The organism is Kangiella shandongensis (assembly GCF_020005365.1).
In the GTDB taxonomy this organism is placed as follows: Bacteria; Pseudomonadota; Gammaproteobacteria; order Enterobacterales; family Kangiellaceae; genus Kangiella; species Kangiella shandongensis.
On the sequence record NZ_JACNML010000002.1, the window covers coordinates 19,978 to 44,144 of the forward strand.

Here is a 24,167-nt window from a genome sequence, read left to right on the forward strand (position 1 = left end):
AAACCATATCGCAGCACACCATGTCAGTTGTGGTAGAGCTACTGCTGTCTTGCATCGAGCCATGCGCATGGTGCTCTGAGCTAAGGACCGGCTCGCTTTCAATGAGCCCCATGCTACATGAGGCGTTATCAAAAGCCATAAGCTGCCCCGTTACCTGCAGTAACGTCAACAGCAAAATTATATGAATGACTTTTGAGCTCATTATTGTACTAACCTATTAATATATCGCTAGTTTATTGTAGATACGATAAACTAGCAATTATAAAAGTCGAGATTTACGTAGCTTTACATCCAGCCCATTATGAATTCTCAGTAACGATAGGCTCTGGTTTAACGGCTCTCCGATGAATCTTATCCATACCAGCCCTTAGATCACCTTTCGCCTGCTCTATTAAGCGTTCCTTATCTCTCAATCGAATATCTTTGATATGCTCGTCAGCAAGGCTCTCTGAGACTCCCAGGCCAATCAAGGTCCTTTTGCCTAGTACTAAAGCTGATTCAAAAGTTTCCCTTACCGAGTAATCAACCTGCTTGTCATACAACTCAAGCGAATGAACCCGGTCGTAAGAGCGAGCGAATATTTTTGTTTGAGGATTCACGCTCTTAACTAAATCAACAATACTGTTGGTAGTCTCCTTTTTATCGGTACATACAATAACAGCCTCAAAGCTCTGGATACCGGCAGCTTTTAATATATCTCGGCGCGTCCCGTCTCCAAAGTGGACTCTAAAGCCGAATGACCCGGCATCTTTCACTCTTTGCGTATCATTATCAAGAATCGTCACATCAAAGCCTTTTGAGAATAAAGGCTGGGAGATGATTTGACCAAAACGACCAAAGCCAATAATCAGTACGTGACCACTGATATCACTGAAATCTTCGTCAATAACCTCCTCCATGCTTTTTGATAAGAACAGAGGTACCAACTTATCAGCCAATGGCGACAACGCCATTGATACTGAAACGGTAGCGACCAATATAGAGGAAAGTTCGGAGTTAAAAATCCCTGCGATGGCTGCCGCGCCGAACAGCACGAAACCAAACTCACCGAGCTGAGAGAGCCCGAGAGCAGTTTTAATGGATACATTGTGGGTATTTTTTAATAAGCGAGCGATACTATAAACGGTTACCGCTTTTAGATGCATGACTGCAGGGGCGGCTATTAAAATAATATGCCAATTATCTGCAACAATAGTCAGGTCAAGCGACAACCCTACAGCTATGAAGAACAGCCCTAAGAACAAGCCTCTGAAAGGCTCAATATTGGCTTCAATTTCATGCCGATAAGCCGACTCGGCCAACATCACACCAGCCAGAAAAGAGCCCATGGCGTAAGACATACCCACCGCATCCATCAGCATGGCTGCAAATATAACAACACCCAGTGCGCTGGCTGTCATGATCTCTTGTGTTCTTGTCTTCGCCAGTAGTTTAAACAGAGGGTCCAGAAGGTATTTTCCGATTAAGATCAGTATGCCTATCGCGGCTATTGCGACTCCAATATTAATCAAACTTTGTTGTGTACCGACATCACCGGCATTCGGTGATAATACCGTGACCAGCAGCAATAGCGGAACGATAGCTAAATCTTGAAATAATAAAATACTGAAGGTTTTTCTACCATGAACACTCCCTCGCTCGTTATTTTCATCAAGCTGACTCATGACGATAGCGGTAGAAGATAAAGCCATCCCCAGACCAATAATGATAGCTGCTGATGCACCGTAGCCCAGACCATAACTGACGCCACCGAGAACAAGACCGCAACCTATAACCTGTAATAGACCAAGACCGAATATGTCTCCCCGCATTTTCCATAGTGAAGAAGGGTTTAATTCGAGTCCAATAACAAAAAGAAAGAGTACTACGCCAAACTCGGAAAAATGAAGTAACTCCTCCGGATGTTCGGCGAACTGGCCTGAAAAAACCAGGTTAACAATAACCCCTGAGACCAGAAAGCCCAGTATCCCGCCTAAGCCCAGTCTTTTAAAGGCAGGTACAAAAACACAAGAAACAACAATTAACACTAACGCTTGGAGGAACATAATCTCCAGGTGACTAAAAGAAAAGTTCACTTCGCCCTCTGTTTATCAATTATAATTACAGCTTATTATAAACAGAAAAACGCCAATGACTACCCTTCTGGTTCTTACCGCTTATCTTGGCATTGTTATATCTTGGGGCTGCAGGTGCCTTTATAGGCAAGGATGCTCAGCATTGGGTTCTAAGAATTTTTGTGCGATACTTTCAGCACTTATAGAAGATGATGTTAATCAATGCTTACCGAACAAGAGCTCATTCATTACAGTCGCCATATCATTCTTCCTCAGATTGATGAAGCTGGTCAGAAAAAAATAAAAGAATCCAAGGTGCTGGTAATTGGAATGGGCGGACTCGGCGCACCAGTTGCCATGTACTTGGCGGCGGCAGGTGTGGGCCACCTATATATAGCCGATCACGACCAAGTGGAGCGCTCAAATCTTCAAAGGCAAATCATTCATAAACTTGAAAGCATTGGGCTTGATAAAGTCGATTCGGCTAAGGCGACGCTAAAGGCACTTAATCCCTGGATAGAAATAACCAGCATTCCAGAAAAGCTTGAAGGTCAAGCGTTAGATAAGCAGGTTTCTCAGGTGGATCTGGTGGTTGATTGCTGCGATAACTTTAGCACCCGTTTTGCAGTCAATCGCGCCGCAGTTAAACATCATAAGCCTCTGATATCCGGTGCTGCGATTCGCTTTGAAGGACAACTGGGCGTTTTCAATTATCATCACTCTTCACCTTGTTATCAGTGCCTCTATCAGCCCGATATTCAGCTTGATGAAAACTGCTTCGATCAAGGTGTTCTGTCACCGGTTGTGGGTACTATTGGTAGCCTGCAGGCCACGGAAACGTTAAAAGTTATCACCGGTGCTGGTAATGTCGCTGATGGGAAGTTATTGGTTTATGATGCTTTAAACCTTGACTTCAGAAAGCTCAAAGTTACCAAGGATGAAAACTGTCCAGTGTGTTCAGCAAAGCTGTGAACTAGCGATTCTTAGTATATAAGGCAAGCTTGGTTGGTTTGCACGGGTAAATACTGGAGCCTTAAGTTATCTATTTCTGTCCTGAGGTAACAAAAGAGCAAAAATAGCCGCCATCAAAACGAAGCCTGTTGATACTACTAAGCAAGTAATCATGCCGTATGCCTGAAATATCCAGCCCGATAATACGGTTCCGATAAGTCTACCCATGGCGTTGGCCATATAATAAAAACCAACATCCAAAGATACGCCGTCTTCATTTGCCATGTGCACGATTAAAAAGCTGTGTAGCGAAGAGTTAAGCGCGAAAATAATGCCAAATAGCATTAAACCGCCAAGTAAAACAAGTTCCGGGCTTAGCTTGTAGTACAGCCCCAAAGCGATCAGAGCGGGAATAGCTGACAGCGCCAGCGCCCAGTAAAATGCGGTTGTTCCGTTTGGCGAGTGCCCGGTGTTTCGTTGAGTTACTTTAGGCGCTAGCGTTTGAATAATGCCATAGCCAATAATCCACAGGGCCAGAAACCCGCCAACATAGGTATGGTTCCAACCAAACTGCGTCGATAGATACACTGGTAATGCAACCACAAACCAGATATCTCTGGCACCAAATAGAAACAGGCGGGCCGCCGACAAATAGTTAATGGCACTGCTTTTGGAAAATAGCTGTGAAAATTTAGGCTTACTTTTGGCCTTGCCCAAATCCGATTTAAGTTTGAATAAACTTATCATCCAAACAACCAGCAGCGTGCCCGCCATAAAGATTATGGCCCCTTTAAAACCAATCAGGGTGAGCAGTAATCCCCCCATAAAAAAGCCAACACCCTTGAGGGTATTCTTAGATCCGGTTAACAGAGCTACCCAGCGATAAAGCTGTCTCTGTGCATCCTTAGCAACCAGCAGTTTTATCGAGCTTTTGGCGCTCATCTTATTCAGATCCTTGGCGATCCCGGATAAGGCCTGGGCTGACATAACCCAAGGTACAGTAAGCATCGCGCTCGGAACCAATAACAGGCTTAAGGCGATGACTTGCAGGGCCAGCCCTATATTCATGGTCTTATTAAGCCCCAGCCGGGCACCAAGCCACCCCCCAACTAAGTTGGTAACAACACCAAAAATTTCATAGAAAAGAAACAGCATGGCTATCTGTAACGGACTGTAACCAAGTTGGTGGAAGTAGAGAACCACCAGCATTCTTAAGGCACCGTCGGTTAAGGTGAAAGCCCAATAGTTAGCGGTTATGACAATATACTGCCGAACGTCCTGAGATAAGCCTTGCAGCCTTTCCATGTTCTACTCTACCCCTTGCTCGATCACCATCTTTACAAGCTCGGCGGTTCGATTGGCATAACCCCATTCGTTGTCATACCAAAGATACAGTTTCACCTGGGTCTCGTTAACCACCATGGTCGATAAGGCATCGACGATAGACGAGCGTGGATCAGTTTTATAATCAACCGAAACCAGTGGACGCTCTTCATAACCCAAAATATCTTTCAGCTCGTTTTCCGATGCCTGCTTAAGAAACTCATTAACCTGTTCAACAGTCGTTGGCTTTTCAACCTCAAAAACACAGTCTGTAATGGAGGCGTTGGCTAAAGGCACTCGCACAGCATGACCATTAAGTTTACCCTTAAGCTCGGGGAAGATATGAGTAATGGCAGTGGCTGAGCCAGTCGTTGTCGGAATTAAGTTCATACCGCATGCGCGCGCCCGACGTAAGTCTTTATGCGGTGCATCAAGAATGGTCTGGGTATTCGTGATGTCGTGGATCGTCGTCATGCTGCCATGCTTAATGCCCAGTTTTTCATGGATCACTTTAACAGCTGGCGCCAGGCAGTTGGTAGTACAGGAAGCCGCCGTAACGATGCGATAGCCATTTTTGTCATAGAGATCGTGGTTCACTCCCATTACGATATTGAGTACGCCCTCTTCCTTAACGGGTGCCGTTACTACGACACGCTTGACGCCCTGCTCAAGATATTCCTGCAGAACAGACTTGGTTTTCATCTTGCCGGAAGCTTCGATCACTAAATCACATTGCGACCAGTCGGTTTCGGACAGTTGTGTGTGTTGCGAACAAGTAATGTTTTTACTGTCGATAGTCATCTGATTACTGTCGCTAGTCGCTTCGTAATCCCAGCGTCCATGCACTGAGTCGAAGTTAAGCAGGTGGGCAAGTGTTTTTGCATCACCGGCTGGATCATTGATGTGAATAATATCTACATTCGGTGTGTTCCAGAGCGCTCGCATCGTTAAACGCCCCATACGACCAAAACCATTAATACCAACTTTAATGGACATTAAGTGACTCCTGATTATGAAATATGACGATGATTAATCGCAGCAATTTGCCACGCGAACCGGGCGATCGCCCATGCAGCATAAATTATCCAGATACTGCTGAATAGAGTCTTTCTGTGCCTTTAGTGTTGTCTCCAACACCGATAAGGTCCACTCCGGAAGCTCTCTGTTCAGACGGTAATACATCCATTGGCTTTGTCTGCGCGCTTCTAACAGCGACAGGTTTTTCAATTGGGCCAGATGGCGTGAGACCTTGGGCTGCGATTCTTTTAAGGCTTCGGTCAGCTCGCATACACACAATTCTTCTTCGTGCAGGATCAGTAAAATTGTTTTCAACCGTGTTTCATCGGAAAGACATTTAAAAAATTGAGTTGCTTGCATAACTAACGAAGCCTCTAAATATCTCTATATTCGAATTTCCATATATTGTATAACCCTCAATGTCATTGTAAAGTTAAAGTTTGATGACAGAGCAGAAATAGCTTTATTGATCCAGGTCAAGCTGTAATGACAGCTTAAACTATACCCTATACTTTTTAGGATTAACGTAGGTATAGTCATCATGAGCGAAAACAATTACTTAGGATTAAGAGGTATCGAATTTACGGAGTTCGCAAGTCCCCAGAGTGATTTTATGGACGAGGTTTTTCGCGCTTTTGGTTTTTCTAAACTAAAAAAACATAAGCAAAAAGATATCGTCTACTACAATCAAAATGACATTCACTTTTTGCTTAATAAAGAACAACAGGGATTCTCAAAGTCCTTTGCCGAAAGCCACGGCCCGGCTATCTGCTCAATGGGCTGGCGAGTGGATGATGCTCAGCGAGCACAACAGATAGCAGTAGACCGCGGAGCTAAGGCCGCACACCCGGATGCAACCGATCTGGACTACCCCGCGATTTACGGTATTGGTGACAGCCTGATTTACTTTATTGATGAATACGCTGATAAAGGTGCTATCTATGAGGATGATTTTGAAGTACTAGCGAATCCTGTAGTGGTCGAAGACATGGGATTCACCCGTATCGATCATTTAACCAACAATGTTTATAAAGGCACCATGCAGCAATGGGCCGACTTTTATAAGAATGTCTTTGGCTTTAGTGAAGTTCGGTATTTTGATATTAAAGGACAGGAGACTGCCTTGCTATCTTATGCCCTTCGCTCTCCCGACGGAAGCTTCTGTATTCCTATTAATGAAGGCAAAGGTGATGATAAGAACCAAATCGATGAATACCTGCGTGAATACAATGGTCCTGGGGTTCAACATATTGCCTTCGAAACCAATGACATTTTAAGCTCACTGGGTAAGCTGGATCGAACAGTTATTGACACTCTCGACATTCATGAAGACTATTACAAGAGCGTGTTCGATCGAGTGCCAAATGTTAAAGAAGATCACCAGCGCATTGAGGAGCATCAGGTTCTCGTGGATGGTGATGAAAACTCTTATCTTTTGCAGATTTTCACCAAAAATCTGTTTGGACCTATCTTTATTGAAATTATCCAGCGAGCTAATAATCAGGGCTTTGGTGAAGGTAATTTCCAGGCACTGTTTGAATCAATCGAGCGTGATCAGAAAAAGCGCGGCGTTCTATAAGGATAAGGAATTATATTTATGAAAATACAACAAATACATCACGTCGCATACCGCTGTAAAGACGCTAAAGAAACCGTAGATTTCTATACCAGGGTGCTCAATATGGATTTTATTTTAGCGATTGCGGAAGATAAGGTCCCTTCAACTAAAGAGCCGGATCCTTATATGCACCTCTTCATGGATGCTGGAAATGGCAATATCTTAGCATTTTTCGAACTGCCAAACTCGCCAGAAATGGGCAAGGATCAGAATACACCTGACTGGGTACAGCACATTGCTTTTCAGGTCGAAGATGAAGCTACGCTCCTAGAAGCCAAGGAAAACATAGAACGACATGGTGTCGAGGTTATTGGGCCAACGAACCATGAAATTATCCAATCGATATATTTCTTTGACCCTAATGGTCACCGCCTGGAGCTAACCACTATCACCGGAACTGATGAGATGTTTAAGAAGTTAGATGACGTCAAGTGGGACATGCTGGATGAGTGGTCGAAAACCAAAAAAGCTCCGAAGCAAGCTGAGTGGCTACACAGTAAAGAGTTTAGTCAGTAACGAGTGGTACAGGGTTTAACTATGACCGAATATATAGCAAAAGCTCCAACCGACGAAGGTTACATTGATTATAGCGACGTAGAAAACCAAACCTGGGAGTTTCTTTATAAACGACAAATGGCAGCGGTTAAAAATCGCGCCTGTGATGAATATTTGCGAGGTCTTGAACTACTAGGTTTGTCTGAAGATAGCGTACCTCAGCTACCGGATGTTAATAAATCCCTGCGCCAGGAAACAGGTTGGGAGGTTGCAGCCGTTCCAGCACTCATTCCTTTTGGTAGGTTCTTCGAGCTGTTGGCAAACAAACGATTCCCAGCGGCAACATTTATCCGCCGTAAAGACGAAATCGATTATTTACAGGAGCCGGATATTTTCCATGAGATCTACGGCCACTGCCCTCTTTTAACCGATCCGGTGTTTGCCAAGTTTGTACACAATTATGGCAAGCTTGGTCTTAATGCCTCGAAACAAGAACGAGTTTATCTGGCAAGGATTTTTTGGTTTACGGTAGAGTTTGGATTAATCCAACAAACCAATAGCCTGAAAATTTATGGTGCTGGAATTTTGTCATCAATCGGCGAAACTGAATACAGTCTTGAAAGCAGTAAACCCGAGCGCAAGCCGTTTGATGTCATGATAGCACTTAGAACACCATATCGCATCGATATTTATCAAACTGTGTACTTTGTCATTAAGCAGTTTGAAGACATTTATGAGGCAATGGATAGCTCAATCATCAATAAAATTCATGAAGCTATTGAACTTGGGGACTTCTCCCCGACGTTTCCATCCAAAGAAGAAACTAAAGCCAAAGACCATCACGACTGTTAACCCATGAAAAAGCCAGAATTACTCTCTCCCGCAGGTACCCTGCGTAATATGCGCTATGCCTTTGCTTATGGTGCAGATGCTGTTTATGCCGGTCAGCCGCGTTATAGTTTACGTGTCAGAAATAACGACTTCAGTTTAGACAATTTAGCTATTGGCATTGAAGAGGCGCACCGACAAAATAAAAAGTTTTATATCGCGAGTAATATTGCTCCACATAACAGCAAAGTGAAAACTTTCCTTAAAGACATCGAAACTGTTATCGAGTTGAGACCAGATGCGTTGATTATGTCGGATCCCGGCTTAATCATGATGATCAGAGAGAAGTTTCCTGAGCAAGAAGTTCACCTCTCGGTTCAGGCCAATGCCACTAATTACGCAACAGTCAAATTCTGGCAGCAGCAAGGCATCAGGCGGGTTATCCTTTCCCGTGAATTATCGCTCAATGAAATTGAGGAGATAAAAAACAAATGTCCTGACATGGAGCTGGAGGTTTTTGTACACGGAGCCTTATGCATGGCCTACTCTGGCCGATGCCTTTTATCTGGTTACTTCAATCATCGCGATCCGAATCAGGGCACCTGTACCAATGCCTGTCGCTGGAAGTATGACCTGCACGATGCCAAACAAACAGATGATGGTGATGTGGTTGCGGTAGAAGATAAGAAAACCATACAAACGTTCTCTCCGCATCAAATTGATAAAGGTAACGTTTACCTGTTACAGGAAAAGCATCGTCCCGGTGAGTATATGCCAGTCTTTGAAGACGAGCATGGCACTTATATTATGAATTCAAAAGACCTTCGCGCTGTGCAGCACGTTAAGCGCTTTTGTGATATGGGCGTTGATTCATTAAAGATTGAAGGCAGAACCAAATCTCACTATTACGTGGCAAGAACAGCTCAGGTATACCGCAAAGCGATAGACGATGCTGCTATGGGTAAAGCTTTTGATATGACAATGATGGATGAGCTGGAAAAACTTGCTCATCGAGGCTACACGGAAGGCTTTTATCGTCGCCATGTTCATGATGAATACCAGAATTATGAAAGTGGAAACTCAATCCGTGACAAACAGTTATTTGTTGGTGAGATCGACGGTATTGTCAATGGCAAACTGCATGTCAACGTTAAGAATAAGTTTAAGCCAGGCGATAAGTTAGAGCTAATGACTCCTGCAGGTAACCATCATTTCAAGCTCGCTCATCTTGAAAATAAACGCGGGCAATCGGTTGACTGTGCTCCGGGTTCTGGCCATAGAGTCGCTTTCGAAATCCCCCCCGAGGTTGATGCATCAAGTATCAATGAGATGTCGTTATTGCTTAAAGCGCTATAGCCAGAAGTGTAAAAAATGTCCAGGTTGAATAAAAAGAAAACGACAATTGTCCCCAAAATCTGTGAATAACTTTGTGGGCAAATGGCCAAACTCCATTTCTTAAAAAGCCTCTAGCTGGATCGTTGATTTTTTAGCTAGCCAAATAATGCTCAGTTCAAATGTTAAACAAATGGAGCAACCAGTTGCAGGGACGAGTTATAAGTTGAAAGGAAATATATATTTACGTAATACTTACTATAATGTTAAGGATTTGTTGTCTGAATGGATTGTTGGTAACTTAGACAACAATAAGGTAACTATTGGAGCGTTGTGGAATGAGTAATTTGGTGAAAACTAAGGTATCAGCAGATTGTCAAAACAAACCTTGCAAAGCTATTGAGCAGTTAATCAGTCCCAAACAAAAAGACTTGGGGGGCTTTTCTGTCAGACGGCTATTCCCCACCATTGGCAGAAAGTCTGTCGGTCCATGGGTCTTTTTTGATCATATGGGGCCTGCTGAATTTCCGGCTGGAGAAGGAGTTAATGTTCGCCCTCACCCGCATATTGGTATTGCGACGGTTACTTATTTATTTGAAGGTGAAATTCTGCACAGAGATTCATTGGGAAGTAATCAGTCAATAACACCAGGCGATATTAATTTAATGATCGCTGGAAAAGGTATTGTTCACTCAGAGCGTGAACGCCCAGAGCTTACTCGCCAATCCCGTGTGTTAAATGGTTTGCAGCTCTGGATGGCGCTTCCCAAGGAGCAGGAGGAAATCGAGCCCGAATTTCACCATTATGGAAAACATGAACTTCCAGCAACTTCAATTAATAATATTTCGCTCAGAGTCATGATTGGCTCCGCTTATGGCGTGACCTCTCCAGTCAAAACCTTTGCTCAAACATTGTATGTCGAAGCGCAATTAGAAACTGGTCAACGACTTGATACTCCGGAGTGTGAAGAGTGTGCTGTTTATGTGGCTAGCGGTGAAATTGAAATAGACGGTACCATTGTATCCGAATACTCAATGGCAATTCTTAATACTGACACTAAACCTGGTATTAAAGCGCTGAAAGAAAGCCGTATTGCTTTTATTGGCGGTGAAAACCTTGGTAAAAGATATATTGAGTGGAACTTTGTCTCTTCCTCTGAAGAGCGTATTGAGCAAGCCAAGAATGACTGGAAGAATAAGAAGTTCCCGCTCGTACCAGGGGATGAAGACGAGTATATTCCTCTTCCTTAACAGCCCAAAGTGCTATAAATATATCGTCACCAATAAGAAATATTTTAAATACCGCTTAATTGATATAAATCAATAATACAGGCTCTAAAGCGATTAAAGTGATAACCAGAAGCTTAAAATCACTTTGGAGCATGTTATGACAAACACAAGTCCTATTACCATCGCGGTCATTACTGCGCTACTCTCTGTAGCCCCACAAGTTTACGCTGATGAAGGTGAAAAAACGGAGGCTCAGACAGTTGAGCAGGCCTTAAAAGACACAGACGTTCAGTGGACTTTCCGCTATCGCGCAGAGTACGTCGATCAGGACAATATACTTAACGACGCGTCGGCTTCAACCCTTCTGACCAGAATTAGCTTAAATACCGCGAGCTTCAATGATTTCAGCTTTAAATTTGAAGCCGATAACGTTAGTGCAGTAAGCCATCGGGATGACTACAACAGTAAGTTAAATGGTCATATTGATCATTCGGTCGTTGCCGATCCCGAAGCCACCGAAATAAACCAGGCCGCAGTAAAGTATACCGGTTTGAGCGACACCAGCTTCACTCTCGGCAGACAGAGAATTAATCTCGGTAATCAGCGCTTTGTAGGTGGCGTTGGCTGGCGTCAAAATGAACAAACTTACGACGGTGTTTTAATTAATAACAGCTCGATTGAAAATGGCAAAATAACCTATGCCTACGTCAACAACATCAATACCATACTCGACTCAAACCGCGATACACGCAGTCACTTTATCAACTACGACTGGAGCCTATCGGATAATATTGGACTGAACTTTTATGGTTATCTCTTAGACTTTCAGCAGTCTCCGCTTGATTCCACTCAAACTTTAGGTGCTCGATTAAACGTTAGTAGTATTGCGGATAGCCCGGCGTTCTTTAATGCGGAATATGCTAAGCAAGAAGATTATGAGGAGAACCCTAAACAGTTGGATACCGATTACATGCTGGGTGAAATTGGCTACCGCTTCAATAATTGGGCCGTTTCCGTTGGCCAGGAAATCTTAACAGGCGATGCAAATCGCTCGGGCTATGCCTTTCAGACCCCTTTAGCCACGAAACATAAGTTCCAGGGCTGGGCCGATCAATTCTTAATAACGCCAGATGCTGGTATAGAAGATAGTTTTGTGAATCTGAAGGCAACGTTTAACCAGTCATCGTTTACCGTTCAGTACCATATCTTCGATGCTGAAGACACAAACCAGGGCTATGGTAAAGAGTTAGGCTTAAGCTACAAGCTACCGCTTAACAAAAACGTTTCAATGGTTGCCAAACTGGCTGATTACCAGGCAGATAGCTTTTCGGTTGACACCCGGAAAGCATGGTTGATGTTTGTTGCTAAATTTTAATTGATAACTTATTGAAGTAACTGGTGGGTGAATAATGGAAGTGAAGCAATTGAGTAATCTTGAACCAATATTGCGTCAAAATCCTTTGTTTCGGATCTTGAGTGATAAACAACTGAATCAAATGCTACGTGGCAGCAAAGTGAGCTATTACAAAAAAGGTCGGCCCATTATCAGCCAGGGTCAACCCGCCAGAAATTTCTTTTTTGTACTTAAGGGTCAGGTGAAATTGCATCTCATATCAAGCGATGGCAATGAAAAGATCATTAAGTTTGTGAATAGCAATGATACTTTTGCAGAAGCTTTAATGTTCCTACAAAAGAAGTTTTATCCCATTAATGCATCGGCTACGGCTGAGTCACGCGTCCTATCAATACCCAGTCAAACGTTTTATAACTTACTAAAAGACGACAGTGAACTGTGTCTTCGTATGCTGGGGAATATCTGTCTCAAAATGCGAGGCCATATTAACGAAATTGAAATGCTGACGATTCTCGATGCTTCACAGCGAGTGGCGCGATTTATTTATAATGTAATGCCCGCGGATCTTAAAGATCACGACAGCTTTCCTATCGCAATTACTAAAAAATGTATTGCCGAAAAGCTTTCAATTCGGCCGGAGACATTATCGAGAATCCTCAAAAAGTTCGAAGAGCAGGATGTGTTTTCTTTTGGTAATGGTGCCGTAGTGATCCATAATAGAAAGAAGCTCAGCGAGATTAACCTGGAACAATGTCAATCGATTGCCTAGGCTACGAACTTTATTCTATCCATTGGAACTGTTCAAACATGGGTTTTATTTCCTCACATAGCTTAAGTCTTACTCCTTTAGGTACCATCGAGTAAGTGCTGGAATCGTCAATTAAGGCAGGATCCAAGGTATTTCCAGTGCGCGCTATTTGTAAATTATAGTGGGTTACTCCTGCTTGAGATAGTTGCTGTGCCAGCTGCAGTACGCGGCCAGGTGATATCAGGTCCCAATGAACAGTTGTACGGCATTGATAATTCACACCGCTCTTCAATAAAGCTTTTAAGCTCCCCCAGTTGGCATGTCCAGCGCCCTTAACCTGTATCAGGGCATCGGCATATTGCGGTAAGTCTTTTACATCAAATCCGACCCAGTCAACGTATTTTAAAACTTGCTCTAGACGCGAAGTCGACGAGCCTCCGGTATGCAATCCCACCTTAAACCCCATGGATTTAACGTTTTGTATGGCTGCAACTAAATTCTTTTGCAGTAATGGCTCCCCGCCGCTGAATACTACGGCGTCTAACAACCCCTGACGTTTCAATAGAAACTGTTCGAGCTCTGAGTTACTGATAGCCTGTTCGGCTTTTACAGGAATCATCTCCGGGTTATGACAGTAACGACACTGCCAGGCACAGCCTTGGCAATAGATAACACACGACAGATGCTCAGGGTAGTCGATGGTTGTGAGGGGCGTTAGCCCCCCTATTCTGAGATCACTTATCATGTTTAGCGTTCTTGAAAGTGTTGACGCTCTTTATGTTCGGACTGCTTGCCTTTGTTAAAGGCTGAGACGGGGCGATGGTAGCCCATGACTCGAGTCCATATTTCGCATTTTTGACGTTCTTGGTTATCAGGTTTCATATCGTTCTCCTCTTTTGGGTTAAATTGGTTGTGTGATAACTCGATTAGCTCTGTACATGAATAATAAAAATCAAACATCAGCAGCACTCCTTCTCTTTCTGTTGAATAATGGTTTCATCACATCGCGGACAGTATTCATGTTCGCCTTGCAAGTAGCCATGCACTGGACAAATAGAGAAAGTGGGGGTAATGGTGATATAAGGCAGCTTAAAATTGGTTAGCGTCTTACTTACCATTTTTTTACAAGCTTCGGAACTCGAAATCCGCTCGCCCATATACAGATGTAATACCGTGCCGCCGGTATACTTCTCTTGTAGCTCATCCTGAAGCTCCAGCGCTTCAAAAGCATCGTCCGTGTGACCTACCGGCAGCTGTGAGGAATTCGTGTAATAAGGCGCGTCGTCATAGCCGGCCTGAAGTATATCGGGGTAACGCTTTTTATCCTCCTTGGCAAACCGATAAGTAGTGCCCTCTGCCGGTGTCGCTTCCAAGTTATATAAATGCCCTGTTTCCTCCTGGAATTGAACCATCCGCTCTCGGACGTGATCCAGCAAATCCACAGCTAACTGACGACCTTGCTTAGTGGTTATATTATCTTTATCACTACTAAAATTACGTACCATTTCATTGACACCATTAACGCCGATGGTTGAAAAGTGGTTACGTAAAGTGCCTAAATAACGTTTCGTGTAAGGAAATAAATCGTTATCAATATAGTTCTGAATCACTTTACGCTTTAATTCTAACGAGTTTTTCGCCATTTCCATCAGCTCATCAATACGCTCAAAAAGTGCTGTCTTGTCACCAGCGTATAGATAGCCAAGTCGAGCACAGTTAATGGTCACCACACCTAGCGATCCGGTTTGCTCTGCCGAGCCAAATAAACCATTACCTCGTTTTAATAACTCACGAAGATCGAGTTGCAGGCGACAACACATGGAGCGAATCATATTGGGTGAGAGTTCAGAGTTAATAAAGTTCTGGAAGTAAGGCAAACCATACTTTGCCGTCATTTCAAACAATAGCGTGGCATTCTCAGAGTCCCAGTCGAAGTCCGGCGTAATGTTGTACGTGGGTATAGGGAAAGTGAATACTCTGTTTTTAGCATCCCCCTCGCTCATGACTTCGATATAGGCTTTATTGATCATCGCCATCTCAAGAGCTAAGTCACCGTATGAGAACGGCATCTCTTCACCTGCGATAATCGGAATCTGTTCTCGAAGATCTTCCGGACAAACCCAGTCGAGAGTAATATTCGTAAACGGCGTCTGGGTTCCCCAACGCGAAGGCACGTTAAGGTTATAAATAAACTCCTGAATGCATTGCTTAACGTCTTCATAGTTCATCTGGTCTTTACGGATATAAGGAGCTAAGTAAGTATCGAAAGAGCTGAACGCCTGTGCCCCAGCCCATTCATTTTGCAATGTACCTAAAAAGTTCACCATCTGCCCAATAGCGCTGGATAAGTGTTTTGGAGGACCGGAATCAATTTTACCGGGAATACCATTCAGACCTTCATGCAATAAAGTCCTTAAAGACCAGCCGGCACAGTAGCCCGCCAGCATATCCAGATCATGAATATGTAAATCTGCGTTGCGGTGAGCCTGCCCAATGTCGGGTTCATAAATATGGTTTAACCAATAATTGGCAATCACTTTTCCCGAAACATTAAGAATAAGTCCGCCAAGAGAATAACCCTGGTTAGCATTGGCTTTAACCCGCCAGTCTGCCCGTGACAAGTATTCTTCAACGGAAGACGTAATATCCAGCAAAGTCTTTTTGTTCTCTCGTATTTGCTTATGCTTTTCGCGGTATAAAATATAACTCTTCGCTGTCGCAAAATACTGATTAACAGCCAAACAGTGCTCGACGATATCTTGCACCTGTTCGACTGTCGGCGTGGTCAGATTAGAAAATCGGAAACTGACTACATCAATAACTTGCTGTGTTAAGTGTTCTGCAATATCTGAGCCAAATTCGCCGGAAGCCTTTCCGGCATTCAAAATGGCCTGATAGATTTTTTCTCTTTCAAACTGTGCTTCACTGAGATCACGCTTTATAATCAATTTAGGTGGCGGAGCTTTCTCTACGTCAATGCCCATCTCAATCGTCTCCCTATATCTTTTGAATTTACGACCAAACAACAATATCTGGTATGGTTTTGACATCATCTAATCAATATCTTGTGTAGCTATCCTTGATCTAGCTCAAGTCAAAACAAAGTTTTTTATTCATACCTGATTGATACAGATCAATTAGGATGCCCCGTCACTAGCGTTACAGTAGATACATTACTTTGTCGTTAAGCACTCTTGTTCGTGGAGAGGTGTTAATGTTGAAAACGGTACCATTAATCTATTCATGCTCTGGTTGTTCAAACCTGGCACAAACGGCCAATGAGATTGCCGTCACCTTAAATCAGGAGCGTGTGGCTGAAATGTCCTGCATTGCCGGTGTGGGTGGTAATGTCCGTTCACTGGTCAAAAAAGCCCAGTCAAACCGCCCTATTATTGTCGTGGATGGGTGCCAATTGGCTTGCGCAAAAGCCTGTTTATCGCAACACCAGATCAGCCCACAGGAACATATCGTACTCACCGAATACGGACATAAGAAAGTATATAATCAGGAGGTCTCTCCAAAAGTACTGGATGAACTGTTAATCGAAGTCAGGCAAATCGCAAGCGATCTGGAGGCTGTGCATGAATAACACTGAACGATACTGGTACGAAATTCGAGGCAGTCTATATTTGAACATCTGTGATCGCTGTACTTTAAGATGCCAGTTCTGCCCTAAAACCCAAGGCATTAATCAAGTACATCATTACGATTTGTCACTGGCACGGCAGCCTGAAGCCGAACAGGTCATCGCAACACTGCCCGACCTAATGAATTATAAGGAGGTTGTGTTTTGCGGCTATGGTGAACCCACCTTGCGCTTAAAGCAACTGTTAGCAATTGCTCGATATTGTAAAAAGTATGGCATACGGACTCGTTTGAACACCGATGGGTTAGGCAATGTGGTACATAAACGGGACATCATCCCGGAGCTCGCGGAGGTCGTAGACTCGGTTTCTATTTCTTTGAACGCACAAGATACCGAAACTTATACAAACCACTGCCAGCCGCAACTTAAAAGCGCCTATCTTGCCGTTCACCAGTTTATACGACGTGCCGTTGATTTTTTTGCAGAAGTCAGAGTAACAGCCATTGAAGGACTCGAAGGTGTTGATATAGAACAGTGCCGAACAATAGCTGAGCGCTATGGAGCGACTTTTGTCCCTCGGTACCTGGATAAGGTGGGTTAAACCACTATTTATCATTCTATTGATCCGGATCATGTCCTGTTAAGCAGCGGATTGATTGCGATCAATAAAACACTTTCTAGAGCGGATATGCTGTTCTAAACAATACAGGAAGCATATTATGAATTTGGAATTTCTAGCACCTTATTTCTTAGGCCCTTACGGGGAAAATAACGATATATTTGAAAAAGTCTTAACCGAACTGTTACGGGACCATATCTACTGGCGACGAAATATTCACCCAGAAGATCTGCCCTCCATATCGACTTTTGCCTCGCAGGAACCAGAATACCAGCAGGCAATCGCTAAATTGCGGGCCGAATTGCATAAACTGACCGCTTCTTTAAAACAGTCGGTACCCTTTTTTAGCCCACGCTATATCGGCCATATGTGCTCCGACCTAATGATGCCCGGTTTGATCGCACAAATGATCACAACTCTGTACAACCCAAATAATGTTTCATTTGAAGCTGCAACAGTGACTGTTGATTTAGAACTGAAAGTTGGAAAGCAATATGCAGAAATGTTTGGCTTTAATATTGATGAAGATAAAGCTCCCTGCGCCTGGGGTCATTTAACGTCCGGAGGTACTGTTGCCAATTACGAAAGCCTGTGGAATTTCCGAGCAGCCAAATACTACCCAATTGCATTAGCCGAAGCGGCTAAACGGCTGCAACTTACATTGCCAAGTAGCAAGATTCTGAATAAGCCTTTAATTGATGCCAGTTTATGGCAGCTCAGTAACCTATCCATTGATCAGGTCTTAGCGTTAAAAGAGGAAACAGAAAGTACGGTTAAAGAGCTGGGCACGAATCTCTTATTAGACTATAAAGACTGCGTTGATCAGGAGCGTATAGAGTCTTTAGGCCCAGCTTACTTTTTCACCAGACATATCGGCTTAAAACAACCTCTGGTTTTAGTACCCAGTTCAGCACATTATAGCTGGCAGAAAGCGATGCGAGTCATGGGCTTTGGCTCCGATCAACTGATAAAAATACCGGTACACTCAAATATGCGACTGGATACTGGATCCTTAAGAACGGTTCTAGAAAGCGCTTTAAACAAAAATATGCCAATCCTTTCTTGCGTGGGAATTTTAGGGACGACTGAATTCGGTACGATAGATCCCATTCATGAAATACTTCAGTTGCGGGACGACTATCGAGCTAAAGGCCTTGAGTTCTACACCCACGTTGATGCCGCATGGGGGGGTTATCTAGCTTCAATGTTTAGAGAAGAAGACGGCTCGGAAGTAAGTCATGATCATATTAAAGAGAAATTTAATTACTTCCCATCAGATGAGGTATATCAATCAATAACCAGTATCAAAGATGTCGACTCCGTTACTATTGACCCACACAAACTTGGCTACCTTCCCTTCGGTGCGGGCGGTTTTATCAGTCGCAACCAGGAAATCACTCAACTACTGACACAGGAAGCGCCTTATGTTTTCGAGGAAACGGAAACACTCGACCATCACCCGGCCAGCCAGCAGTTTGAAAAATTAGGTCAGTTTATCATGGAGGGCTCAAAGCCTGGTTCTGTAGCAGCTGCGGCTTATGTTACCCACCAGGTATTGCCACTCAACCATCACCACTTTGGACGAGTCATACGACAGAGTATTAAAACAGCCGAATACTTTTATGACAAACTACTGGAGCTACAGGAACGTTTAAAAGAGCACGTGACACTGTGCCTGCCCTACACACCGGATACCAATTTAATATGCATTGCGATTAACCCGGTCAACAATCGCTCGCTGGTTAAACTCAATGCTTTTACCCAGCAGATTTATAGCAAATTAAAAATCTCTCGAGAAACCTCTCCCAGAGATCAGGAATTTATTGGTTCCAGTACCCACCTGATGCGAAGGAATGTGAGCGATAGTCATGCGGAAGAGCTGTGCCATATGCTGGGAGTTATGCCTGATGACTATGTCAAAAAAGTCGAACATAAGAGCAGACAGAGTGACAGACTCATGCTGTTACGTCACACTATCATGAACCCATGGCTGGTCAGTGATAACGATGGGACTGATTACGTTACTAAATATTGCGATTATCTAGAGGAGTTAATTCTCGATAATCTTGATAACGAATTTAACTCAGCATTGGTTAGAAAAGCTCAGGCAGTATGAACTGCCTGAGATCTTTGTGTTAAAGAGACGTTGTCACCGAACTGGCGCATTGACGCGCTTTCGCTCTTGCCTCGTCAATACTGTCAGCAGACGCTAACGCAACGCCCATTCTGCGCCGACCTTTTACTTCGGGTTTGCCAAACAGACGCAAATGAGTATCTGCCTGCTTGAGAGCGTCTTCCAGATTACCAAAGGTCACCTCTGCTGATTCGCCTTCAACCAATATCACCGCTGAAGCCGATGGTCCGTTCTGTCTTATCACAGGAATAGGCAAGCCGAGAATTGCCCTGGCGTGAAGTGCAAACTCCGACAAGTCCTGTGATGCCAGAGTCACAAGGCCTGTATCATGCGGGCGTGGCGACACTTCACTGAAGATAGCAGTATCACCCTGGATAAAAATCTCAACGCCAAAGATACCGTATCCGCCTAAATCATCCGTTATCGCTTTGGCCATATGCTCAGCTTCAGCTAAAGCTTTGTCAGACATAGGTTGCGGCTGCCATGATTCACGATAATCGCCGTCTTCCTGAATATGGCCTATAGGCTGGCAGAAAAAAGTGCCATTAACGGCCCGGACCGTCAATAATGTAATTTCATAATCAAAGTCGACAAAACCTTCTACAATAACCCGCCCCTCACCCGAGCGTCCGCCCTCTTGAGAATAGTGCCAGGCGCTATCAATATCTGCTTCCGATTTGATGGTCGACTGCCCCTTACCTGAGCTACTCATAACTGGTTTAACGACACATGGAATACCAACATTTTGTACCGATTCTTTATATTCTTCGTAAGTATCCGCAAACTGGTATGGCGAAGTTTTCAAACCTAGCGTTTCTGCCGCTAGACGGCGAATACCTTCGCGATCCATCGTTAAATTGGTTGCCCGTGCTGTCGGAATAACGGTAAAGCCTTCACTTTCCAACTCCAATAATGTTTCGGTTGCGATAGCTTCAATTTCAGGAACAATCAGATTGGGCTTTTCTTGCTCAACCAGTTCCCTCAAGGCTGCTCCGTCAAGCATGTTAATAGCATAACTTCGATGAGCAACCTGCATGGCTGGCGCGTGATCATAACGGTCTACAGCAATGACTTCGACGCCAAATCGCTGAAGCTCAATGGCCACTTCTTTCCCCAGCTCCCCAGAGCCAAGAAGCATGACCTTTTTTGCAGTGTTTGAAAGTGGAGTTCCTATTGTAGGCATATGTAATAAGCAGTAATGATAAAGTGCCTAAGATTAGCAGTCGTTGTCACTAAGTGCAATTACTGGCAAACTTTAGAGTTATTTGATTGGTTAGGCTTTGATCTGGGACAGATTGTTCGAGCAAGAATTTAGTTGTCAGTACCACTTTTTATATTTAAACCAAAACATCAAACCGATACCAATCAATAAACAAATACCGCTTACGATCCAGAAAGCATAGGAGTCTTCCGTTCCTGGAAGGCCAGCAACATTCATACCCAATAAGCCGGATAAAAATGTCAGCGGTAAAAATATGGCAGAAATGATCGCTAGGACATATAACCGGTTATTTTGCTCATAGCCAATTCTGGCCAACAGCTGCTCCTGTAATGCCATGGAGCGCTCTCGAGACAATTCCAGGTCTTCTAACAGTCTGGCAAACTTATCGCGATCATCTTTCATGTTTTCAAGTGCTTGAGGTGAAAATAACCGGCTATCGGTACGTTGAAGTTTATCTAAAGCTTCCTTTTGTGGAGTTAAATAACGTTTCACTGTCGCTGCCTGGCGTCTTAAGCCACCCAGGTCAACTCCAGCTTCGCGGCTATCAGCCTGCTCAATATTGTCTTCCTGGCGATCCAGCTCTTCTTCAAACTGCTCAAAAAACTCTTCGATACGAAGGGCCAGTCGCTCAATTAAAATAGCAACGAACTCCCCTGGCGACTTTGGTCCCAACGAGTTCTGTAAGCTTTTATGGATATCCTGTAACGATAGGCTATTACGGTTGGTACTCGTAATAACTGTATCCTGATTCATCCAGAGTCTTATTGAAATCATATCTTCTGGTGCTGACTCAGGGTCTAAATTAACGCCTCTCAGACAAACCAGAATAGAGCTTTCTTCCTGATAAAAAGTCGGTCGAGTTTCTGCTTTAAGCAACTGCTCTTTAAATAAGTCGTTAATATCCTTTCGTGAACTTAACCAGTCCCTATCCTCATCAACGGAGTAATTCATGTGATACCAGCGATAAGCTTTTTCTTCTGACTTCCCTTCAGTTAACAAGGCTCCACCATCACTAATATCGTACCTAACGACGCTCATGGCAACTACCTCTCCTATTTATGTCTGGCTGGATCTAACCTGCAACGCACTGTTTTCATATCAGCTAAATCAGGTTCCGAAAATACAGTTTATAGTAACGAAGATAAAACCACGCCAAGCTCACTATCAGTTGAGATAATAACCTTTGATGATCAACCCCGCATACAGCAGCTCTAACTGCAACTCTCCCAGCATAGACTATCAGGTTTTGGGGCATAACAAAAAGCCTTAACTAACAGCTAGTTAAGGCTTTAGGAAGAGGTTTGTAGGGTAGCTGATTAAAGCTCTTTGCTTTTTTGACTCTTTTCAAATCGAGCGATAAGCTCTGGCTTAGCCTGAATCGTAATCAAATCAGACAAAATATTACCCGCCTCTTTCAGCAGAACATCGGGTTCCTCTGACTGCTCTTCGGTATCCTCTTCAGACTCTTCATCCTGCTCTTTATCAAGCTTAGCTAAAGGCTCCAAACCTTGCATTTTGCGCTTAATATTTTCTCTTTTCAGACGTAACTTATCATTTTCCTTTTGTTTAGCCAGACGCTTTTCATAGTTTAGCGAAACAACCTCATTATCACGTTCTGTCTTGGCTCGCTCAATATCATCAACAAAGAAAGCAAACTCTTCATTCGACTCTTTGCGTTGTTCATGGCGATACTTTAAATACGGTAAGAAGTCATGCAAGTCACCAGCTGGCTCAAAGTCTGCCGTTTTAATCGTATCCCAGGCTAATGCATTGTCATAAGAGCTTTCGCCGTATTTTTTATGGTCAAAGATTGTTGGGAATGCAATGTCTGGAGAAACGCCTCTATTTTGTGTGCTTTTACCCGTCACACGATAAAACTTCTCAACGGTTAATTTTAAGGCACCAACATTTACCTCTGGATCACGTAGATAGCGATCTAAGTTGGCTACACTCTGAACCGTGCCCTTACCAAAAGTATTTTCACCAATGACAACACCACGTCCATAATCCTGGATTGCACCCGCAAAGATTTCAGAAGCTGAAGCGCTAGAGCCATTCACCATAACCGCCAAAGGACCATCGTATAATGTTTTACCATCATCATCTTCCAGTACACGTAAACGACCGCCGCTATCTTGGCCCTGAACCACGGGACCTTGGTCAATAAACAAACCAACAAGGTCAACAACCTCATTTAATGACCCGCCTCCATTATTACGTAAGTCGATAATCAAGCCATCAATGGATTCTTTTTCCAGCTGCTTAATTAAGCGAGCAACATCTTTGGTGGTACTGGTAACCTCGCCATCAGACTCGCCGTCGCGTGCAGCAGCTTCGGAATAGAATGATGGTAACTCTATGACGCCAAGATTATAAGCCTTGCCATCCTGTTCGACTTCCATGGTAGTTGAATGCGCCGCCTGATCTTCGAGTTTAATCTCTTCGCGAACGATACGTACCACTTTCGGCATACCATCGCCGGCATCGGTATAAGGAATGATTTGTAGACGAACAACCGTTCCCGCTTCGCCGCGAATCAAATCAACAACATCATCATTCCGCCAGCCGATCACATCCACCATTTCACCTTTATCGCCTTGGCCGACACCGATAATCTTATCGTTTTTATGAATTTGCCCCGATTTTTGAGCAGGCCCTTTATTGACCACAGAAACAATTTTAGTAAATTGATCCTCCTGCGTTAAAACAGCACCAATACCTTGTAACTTCAGACTCATGTTAATCGCAAAGTTTTCAAAGCGACGAGGCGTGTAATAAGCGGTGTGAGGATCAATCGCTGAGCTGACAGCATTCATGAAATAACCAAAAACATCTTCGCTGTTGGTTTGTGAAAGTCGACGAATGGCAGAGCGATAGCGGCTCTTCAGCTTCTCTTTAACTTCTTCATCGTTTTGCTCAGCCAGCTTTAAATTCAGCGCATCATTCTTTACTCGTTTGCGCCAGATTTCGTTCAGCTCCTCTTCTGTTGTAGCCCACTCAGCTTCGGTCCTGTCGTAAGCAAAGTCTTCATCTTCATCAAAAGATAGTGGCTTGTCGAGCAGTTTCAAAGCGTACTCATAGCGCTCACGGTAACGCTCTTCAAAAATCTCAAAAAAGGTATACGCAGGTTCTATTTTTCCGGTTCGAAGCGCATCATCAAACTTGTCTTCATACACTTTTAACTGCTCAATATCATTGGCATAAAAGTAACTGCGGTTTGGGTCAAAAGCTTTAACGTATTGCTTAAAGGTCTCTTTAGACAGTTCGTCGTTAAATTTGGGATGAGAGTAATGGCTCTGTAATAGCAAAAAAGCTACCAGGCGCCCGGTTTCCCGAAACTTTGTCTCCGGCTCCATTCCAATGCTGGCTGGTGCCGGCAAAGAGTATACTTCCTGGTGCAACTCTTTATCTAACTTTTTAGGGCTCTTGTTGTTTGTCTTATCAGCCGCAGCACCTAACGATACTGTCAGTGCCAATAAAGCTATAAACCACTTGTTCTTTATCATTTAATAACCTTCAATCGTGTCAAATCCGTCTTTAAAATAGACTGTCTATCACCCCTAAGGTTGCGTAAATTTACGTAAAATACAAGCCTTAGTCTGTTAAAAAGTGTGATTCAGCCGTTTCCATCACTAAAAAAGGGCCTGTCCGGCCCTT

Annotated in this window: 21 protein-coding genes; 11 read left to right on the plus strand and 10 right to left on the minus strand. The window is 43.7% G+C overall.

What is annotated here, in order from left to right:
• Positions 1-299: 299 nt before the first annotated feature.
• Positions 300-2,075: a cation:proton antiporter domain-containing protein gene (locus tag H7708_RS02030; RefSeq protein ID WP_223668806.1), complete on the minus strand. Its 1,776-nt coding sequence runs from the start codon at positions 2,073-2,075 to the stop codon at positions 300-302.
• Between the two features lie 201 nt (positions 2,076-2,276).
• Here H7708_RS02030 and H7708_RS02035 point away from each other — a divergent pair, with 201 nt between their 5' ends.
• Positions 2,277-3,026: a HesA/MoeB/ThiF family protein gene (locus H7708_RS02035; protein ID WP_223668807.1), complete on the plus strand. Its 750-nt coding sequence runs from the start codon at positions 2,277-2,279 to the stop codon at positions 3,024-3,026.
• A 66-nt stretch (positions 3,027-3,092) separates the two neighbouring features.
• On the opposite strand, the gene arsJ is transcribed toward H7708_RS02035, so the two are convergent.
• The 3 genes from arsJ to H7708_RS02050 are packed head-to-tail and all read right to left on the minus strand — an operon-like array spanning position 3,093 to position 5,705.
• Positions 3,093-4,310, minus strand: coding sequence for an organoarsenical effux MFS transporter ArsJ (gene arsJ, locus H7708_RS02040; RefSeq protein WP_223668808.1), 1,218 nt, complete (start codon positions 4,308-4,310; stop codon positions 3,093-3,095).
• A 3-nt stretch (positions 4,311-4,313) separates the two neighbouring features.
• Positions 4,314-5,324: an ArsJ-associated glyceraldehyde-3-phosphate dehydrogenase gene (locus H7708_RS02045; RefSeq protein ID WP_223668809.1), complete on the minus strand. Its 1,011-nt coding sequence runs from the start codon at positions 5,322-5,324 to the stop codon at positions 4,314-4,316.
• Positions 5,325-5,357: 33 nt separating this feature from the next.
• On the minus strand, positions 5,358-5,705 hold the full coding sequence (locus H7708_RS02050; RefSeq protein WP_223668810.1) for a metalloregulator ArsR/SmtB family transcription factor: 348 nt from the start codon (positions 5,703-5,705) through the stop codon (positions 5,358-5,360).
• A 181-nt stretch (positions 5,706-5,886) separates the two neighbouring features.
• Between H7708_RS02050 and hppD the strand changes: the two genes are divergently transcribed.
• The 7 genes from hppD to H7708_RS02085 all read left to right on the plus strand — a co-directional run bounded on the left by hppD (position 5,887) and on the right by H7708_RS02085 (position 12,970).
• Positions 5,887-6,924 carry a 4-hydroxyphenylpyruvate dioxygenase gene (gene hppD, locus H7708_RS02055; protein WP_223668811.1) on the plus strand — a complete coding sequence of 346 codons (1,038 nt, stop codon included), beginning with the start codon at positions 5,887-5,889 and terminating at the stop codon, positions 6,922-6,924.
• Between the two features lie 18 nt (positions 6,925-6,942).
• A complete protein-coding gene (locus H7708_RS02060; protein ID WP_223668812.1) occupies positions 6,943-7,479 on the plus strand; it encodes a VOC family protein in 537 nt (178 codons plus the stop codon).
• Between the two features lie 21 nt (positions 7,480-7,500).
• Positions 7,501-8,310, plus strand: a complete 810-nt coding sequence (gene phhA, locus H7708_RS02065; RefSeq protein WP_223668813.1) for a phenylalanine 4-monooxygenase — start codon at positions 7,501-7,503, stop codon at positions 8,308-8,310.
• 3 nt (positions 8,311-8,313) lie between these two features.
• Positions 8,314-9,642, plus strand: coding sequence for a prephenate-dependent tRNA uridine(34) hydroxylase TrhP (gene trhP, locus H7708_RS02070; protein WP_223668814.1), 1,329 nt, complete (start codon positions 8,314-8,316; stop codon positions 9,640-9,642).
• A 314-nt stretch (positions 9,643-9,956) separates the two neighbouring features.
• Entirely contained in the window at positions 9,957-10,868 is a 912-nt protein-coding gene (locus tag H7708_RS02075; RefSeq protein WP_223668815.1) for a pirin family protein, read from the plus strand.
• 136 nt (positions 10,869-11,004) lie between these two features.
• Positions 11,005-12,222 (plus strand): alginate export family protein, encoded by a 1,218-nt coding sequence (locus H7708_RS02080; protein WP_223668816.1) that lies wholly within the window; start codon positions 11,005-11,007, stop codon positions 12,220-12,222.
• A gap of 34 nt (positions 12,223-12,256) precedes the next feature.
• Positions 12,257-12,970: a Crp/Fnr family transcriptional regulator gene (locus H7708_RS02085; protein WP_223668817.1), complete on the plus strand. Its 714-nt coding sequence runs from the start codon at positions 12,257-12,259 to the stop codon at positions 12,968-12,970.
• A gap of 10 nt (positions 12,971-12,980) precedes the next feature.
• Here the strand turns inward: H7708_RS02085 and H7708_RS02090 are convergent, their stop codons facing one another.
• The 3 genes from H7708_RS02090 to H7708_RS02100 form a co-directional block, all read right to left on the minus strand.
• Positions 12,981-13,694: an anaerobic ribonucleoside-triphosphate reductase activating protein gene (locus H7708_RS02090; protein ID WP_223668818.1), complete on the minus strand. Its 714-nt coding sequence runs from the start codon at positions 13,692-13,694 to the stop codon at positions 12,981-12,983.
• Positions 13,695-13,696: 2 nt separating this feature from the next.
• Positions 13,697-13,831 carry an anaerobic ribonucleoside-triphosphate reductase gene (gene nrdD / locus H7708_RS02095; protein ID WP_223668819.1) on the minus strand — a complete coding sequence of 45 codons (135 nt, stop codon included), beginning with the start codon at positions 13,829-13,831 and terminating at the stop codon, positions 13,697-13,699.
• Positions 13,832-13,908: 77 nt separating this feature from the next.
• The gene (locus H7708_RS02100; protein ID WP_223669081.1) at positions 13,909-15,933 is read right to left on the minus strand and encodes a ribonucleoside triphosphate reductase; all 2,025 of its coding nucleotides are present in this window, start codon (positions 15,931-15,933) and stop codon (positions 13,909-13,911) included.
• Positions 15,934-16,163: 230 nt separating this feature from the next.
• Here H7708_RS02100 and H7708_RS02105 point away from each other — a divergent pair, with 230 nt between their 5' ends.
• The 3 genes from H7708_RS02105 (at position 16,164) to H7708_RS02115 (ending at position 19,270) form a co-directional block, all read left to right on the plus strand.
• Positions 16,164-16,538, plus strand: a complete 375-nt coding sequence (locus tag H7708_RS02105; protein ID WP_223668820.1) for a putative zinc-binding protein — start codon at positions 16,164-16,166, stop codon at positions 16,536-16,538.
• Positions 16,531-17,136, plus strand: a complete 606-nt coding sequence (locus H7708_RS02110) for a TatD family nuclease-associated radical SAM protein (RefSeq protein WP_223668821.1) — start codon at positions 16,531-16,533, stop codon at positions 17,134-17,136. The genes H7708_RS02105 and H7708_RS02110 overlap by 8 nt, the downstream gene beginning before the upstream one ends.
• A 118-nt stretch (positions 17,137-17,254) precedes the next feature.
• The gene (locus H7708_RS02115; RefSeq protein ID WP_223668822.1) at positions 17,255-19,270 is read left to right on the plus strand and encodes a pyridoxal phosphate-dependent decarboxylase family protein; all 2,016 of its coding nucleotides are present in this window, start codon (positions 17,255-17,257) and stop codon (positions 19,268-19,270) included.
• A gap of 19 nt (positions 19,271-19,289) precedes the next feature.
• On the opposite strand, the gene purT is transcribed toward H7708_RS02115, so the two are convergent.
• The 3 genes from purT to H7708_RS02130 all read right to left on the minus strand — a co-directional run bounded on the left by purT (position 19,290) and on the right by H7708_RS02130 (position 24,016).
• Positions 19,290-20,471, minus strand: coding sequence for a formate-dependent phosphoribosylglycinamide formyltransferase (gene purT, locus H7708_RS02120; RefSeq protein WP_223668823.1), 1,182 nt, complete (start codon positions 20,469-20,471; stop codon positions 19,290-19,292).
• Positions 20,472-20,606: 135 nt separating this feature from the next.
• On the minus strand, positions 20,607-21,548 hold the full coding sequence (locus tag H7708_RS02125; protein WP_223668824.1) for a zinc transporter ZntB: 942 nt from the start codon (positions 21,546-21,548) through the stop codon (positions 20,607-20,609).
• Positions 21,549-21,826: 278 nt separating this feature from the next.
• The gene (locus H7708_RS02130) at positions 21,827-24,016 is read right to left on the minus strand and encodes a carboxy terminal-processing peptidase (RefSeq protein ID WP_223668825.1); all 2,190 of its coding nucleotides are present in this window, start codon (positions 24,014-24,016) and stop codon (positions 21,827-21,829) included.
• Between the last annotated feature and the right edge of the window lie 151 nt (positions 24,017-24,167).

Bases quoted from the DNA above. Each gene is read 5' to 3' on its own strand.
- H7708_RS02100 (WP_223669081.1), bottom strand. From the start codon at position 15,933: ATGGGCATTGACGTAGAGAAAGCTCCGCCACCTAAATTGATTATAAAG.
- H7708_RS02130 (WP_223668825.1), bottom strand. From the start codon at position 24,016: ATGATAAAGAACAAGTGGTTTATAGCTTTATTGGCACTGACAGTATCG.
- H7708_RS02115 (WP_223668822.1), top strand. From the start codon at position 17,255: ATGAATTTGGAATTTCTAGCACCTTATTTCTTAGGCCCTTACGGGGAA.
- H7708_RS02060 (WP_223668812.1), top strand. From the start codon at position 6,943: ATGAAAATACAACAAATACATCACGTCGCATACCGCTGTAAAGACGCT.
- purT (WP_223668823.1), bottom strand. From the start codon at position 20,471: ATGCCTACAATAGGAACTCCACTTTCAAACACTGCAAAAAAGGTCATG.
- H7708_RS02125 (WP_223668824.1), bottom strand. From the start codon at position 21,548: ATGAGCGTCGTTAGGTACGATATTAGTGATGGTGGAGCCTTGTTAACT.
- H7708_RS02050 (WP_223668810.1), bottom strand. From the start codon at position 5,705: ATGCAAGCAACTCAATTTTTTAAATGTCTTTCCGATGAAACACGGTTG.
- trhP (WP_223668814.1), top strand. From the start codon at position 8,314: ATGAAAAAGCCAGAATTACTCTCTCCCGCAGGTACCCTGCGTAATATG.
- H7708_RS02090 (WP_223668818.1), bottom strand. From the start codon at position 13,694: ATGATAAGTGATCTCAGAATAGGGGGGCTAACGCCCCTCACAACCATC.
- H7708_RS02035 (WP_223668807.1), top strand. From the start codon at position 2,277: ATGCTTACCGAACAAGAGCTCATTCATTACAGTCGCCATATCATTCTT.
- H7708_RS02110 (WP_223668821.1), top strand. From the start codon at position 16,531: ATGAATAACACTGAACGATACTGGTACGAAATTCGAGGCAGTCTATAT.
- H7708_RS02075 (WP_223668815.1), top strand. From the start codon at position 9,957: ATGAGTAATTTGGTGAAAACTAAGGTATCAGCAGATTGTCAAAACAAA.
- nrdD (WP_223668819.1), bottom strand. From the start codon at position 13,831: ATGAAACCTGATAACCAAGAACGTCAAAAATGCGAAATATGGACTCGA.
- hppD (WP_223668811.1), top strand. From the start codon at position 5,887: ATGAGCGAAAACAATTACTTAGGATTAAGAGGTATCGAATTTACGGAG.
- H7708_RS02045 (WP_223668809.1), bottom strand. From the start codon at position 5,324: ATGTCCATTAAAGTTGGTATTAATGGTTTTGGTCGTATGGGGCGTTTA.
- H7708_RS02080 (WP_223668816.1), top strand. From the start codon at position 11,005: ATGACAAACACAAGTCCTATTACCATCGCGGTCATTACTGCGCTACTC.
- H7708_RS02085 (WP_223668817.1), top strand. From the start codon at position 12,257: ATGGAAGTGAAGCAATTGAGTAATCTTGAACCAATATTGCGTCAAAAT.
- arsJ (WP_223668808.1), bottom strand. From the start codon at position 4,310: ATGGAAAGGCTGCAAGGCTTATCTCAGGACGTTCGGCAGTATATTGTC.
- H7708_RS02105 (WP_223668820.1), top strand. From the start codon at position 16,164: ATGTTGAAAACGGTACCATTAATCTATTCATGCTCTGGTTGTTCAAAC.
- phhA (WP_223668813.1), top strand. From the start codon at position 7,501: ATGACCGAATATATAGCAAAAGCTCCAACCGACGAAGGTTACATTGAT.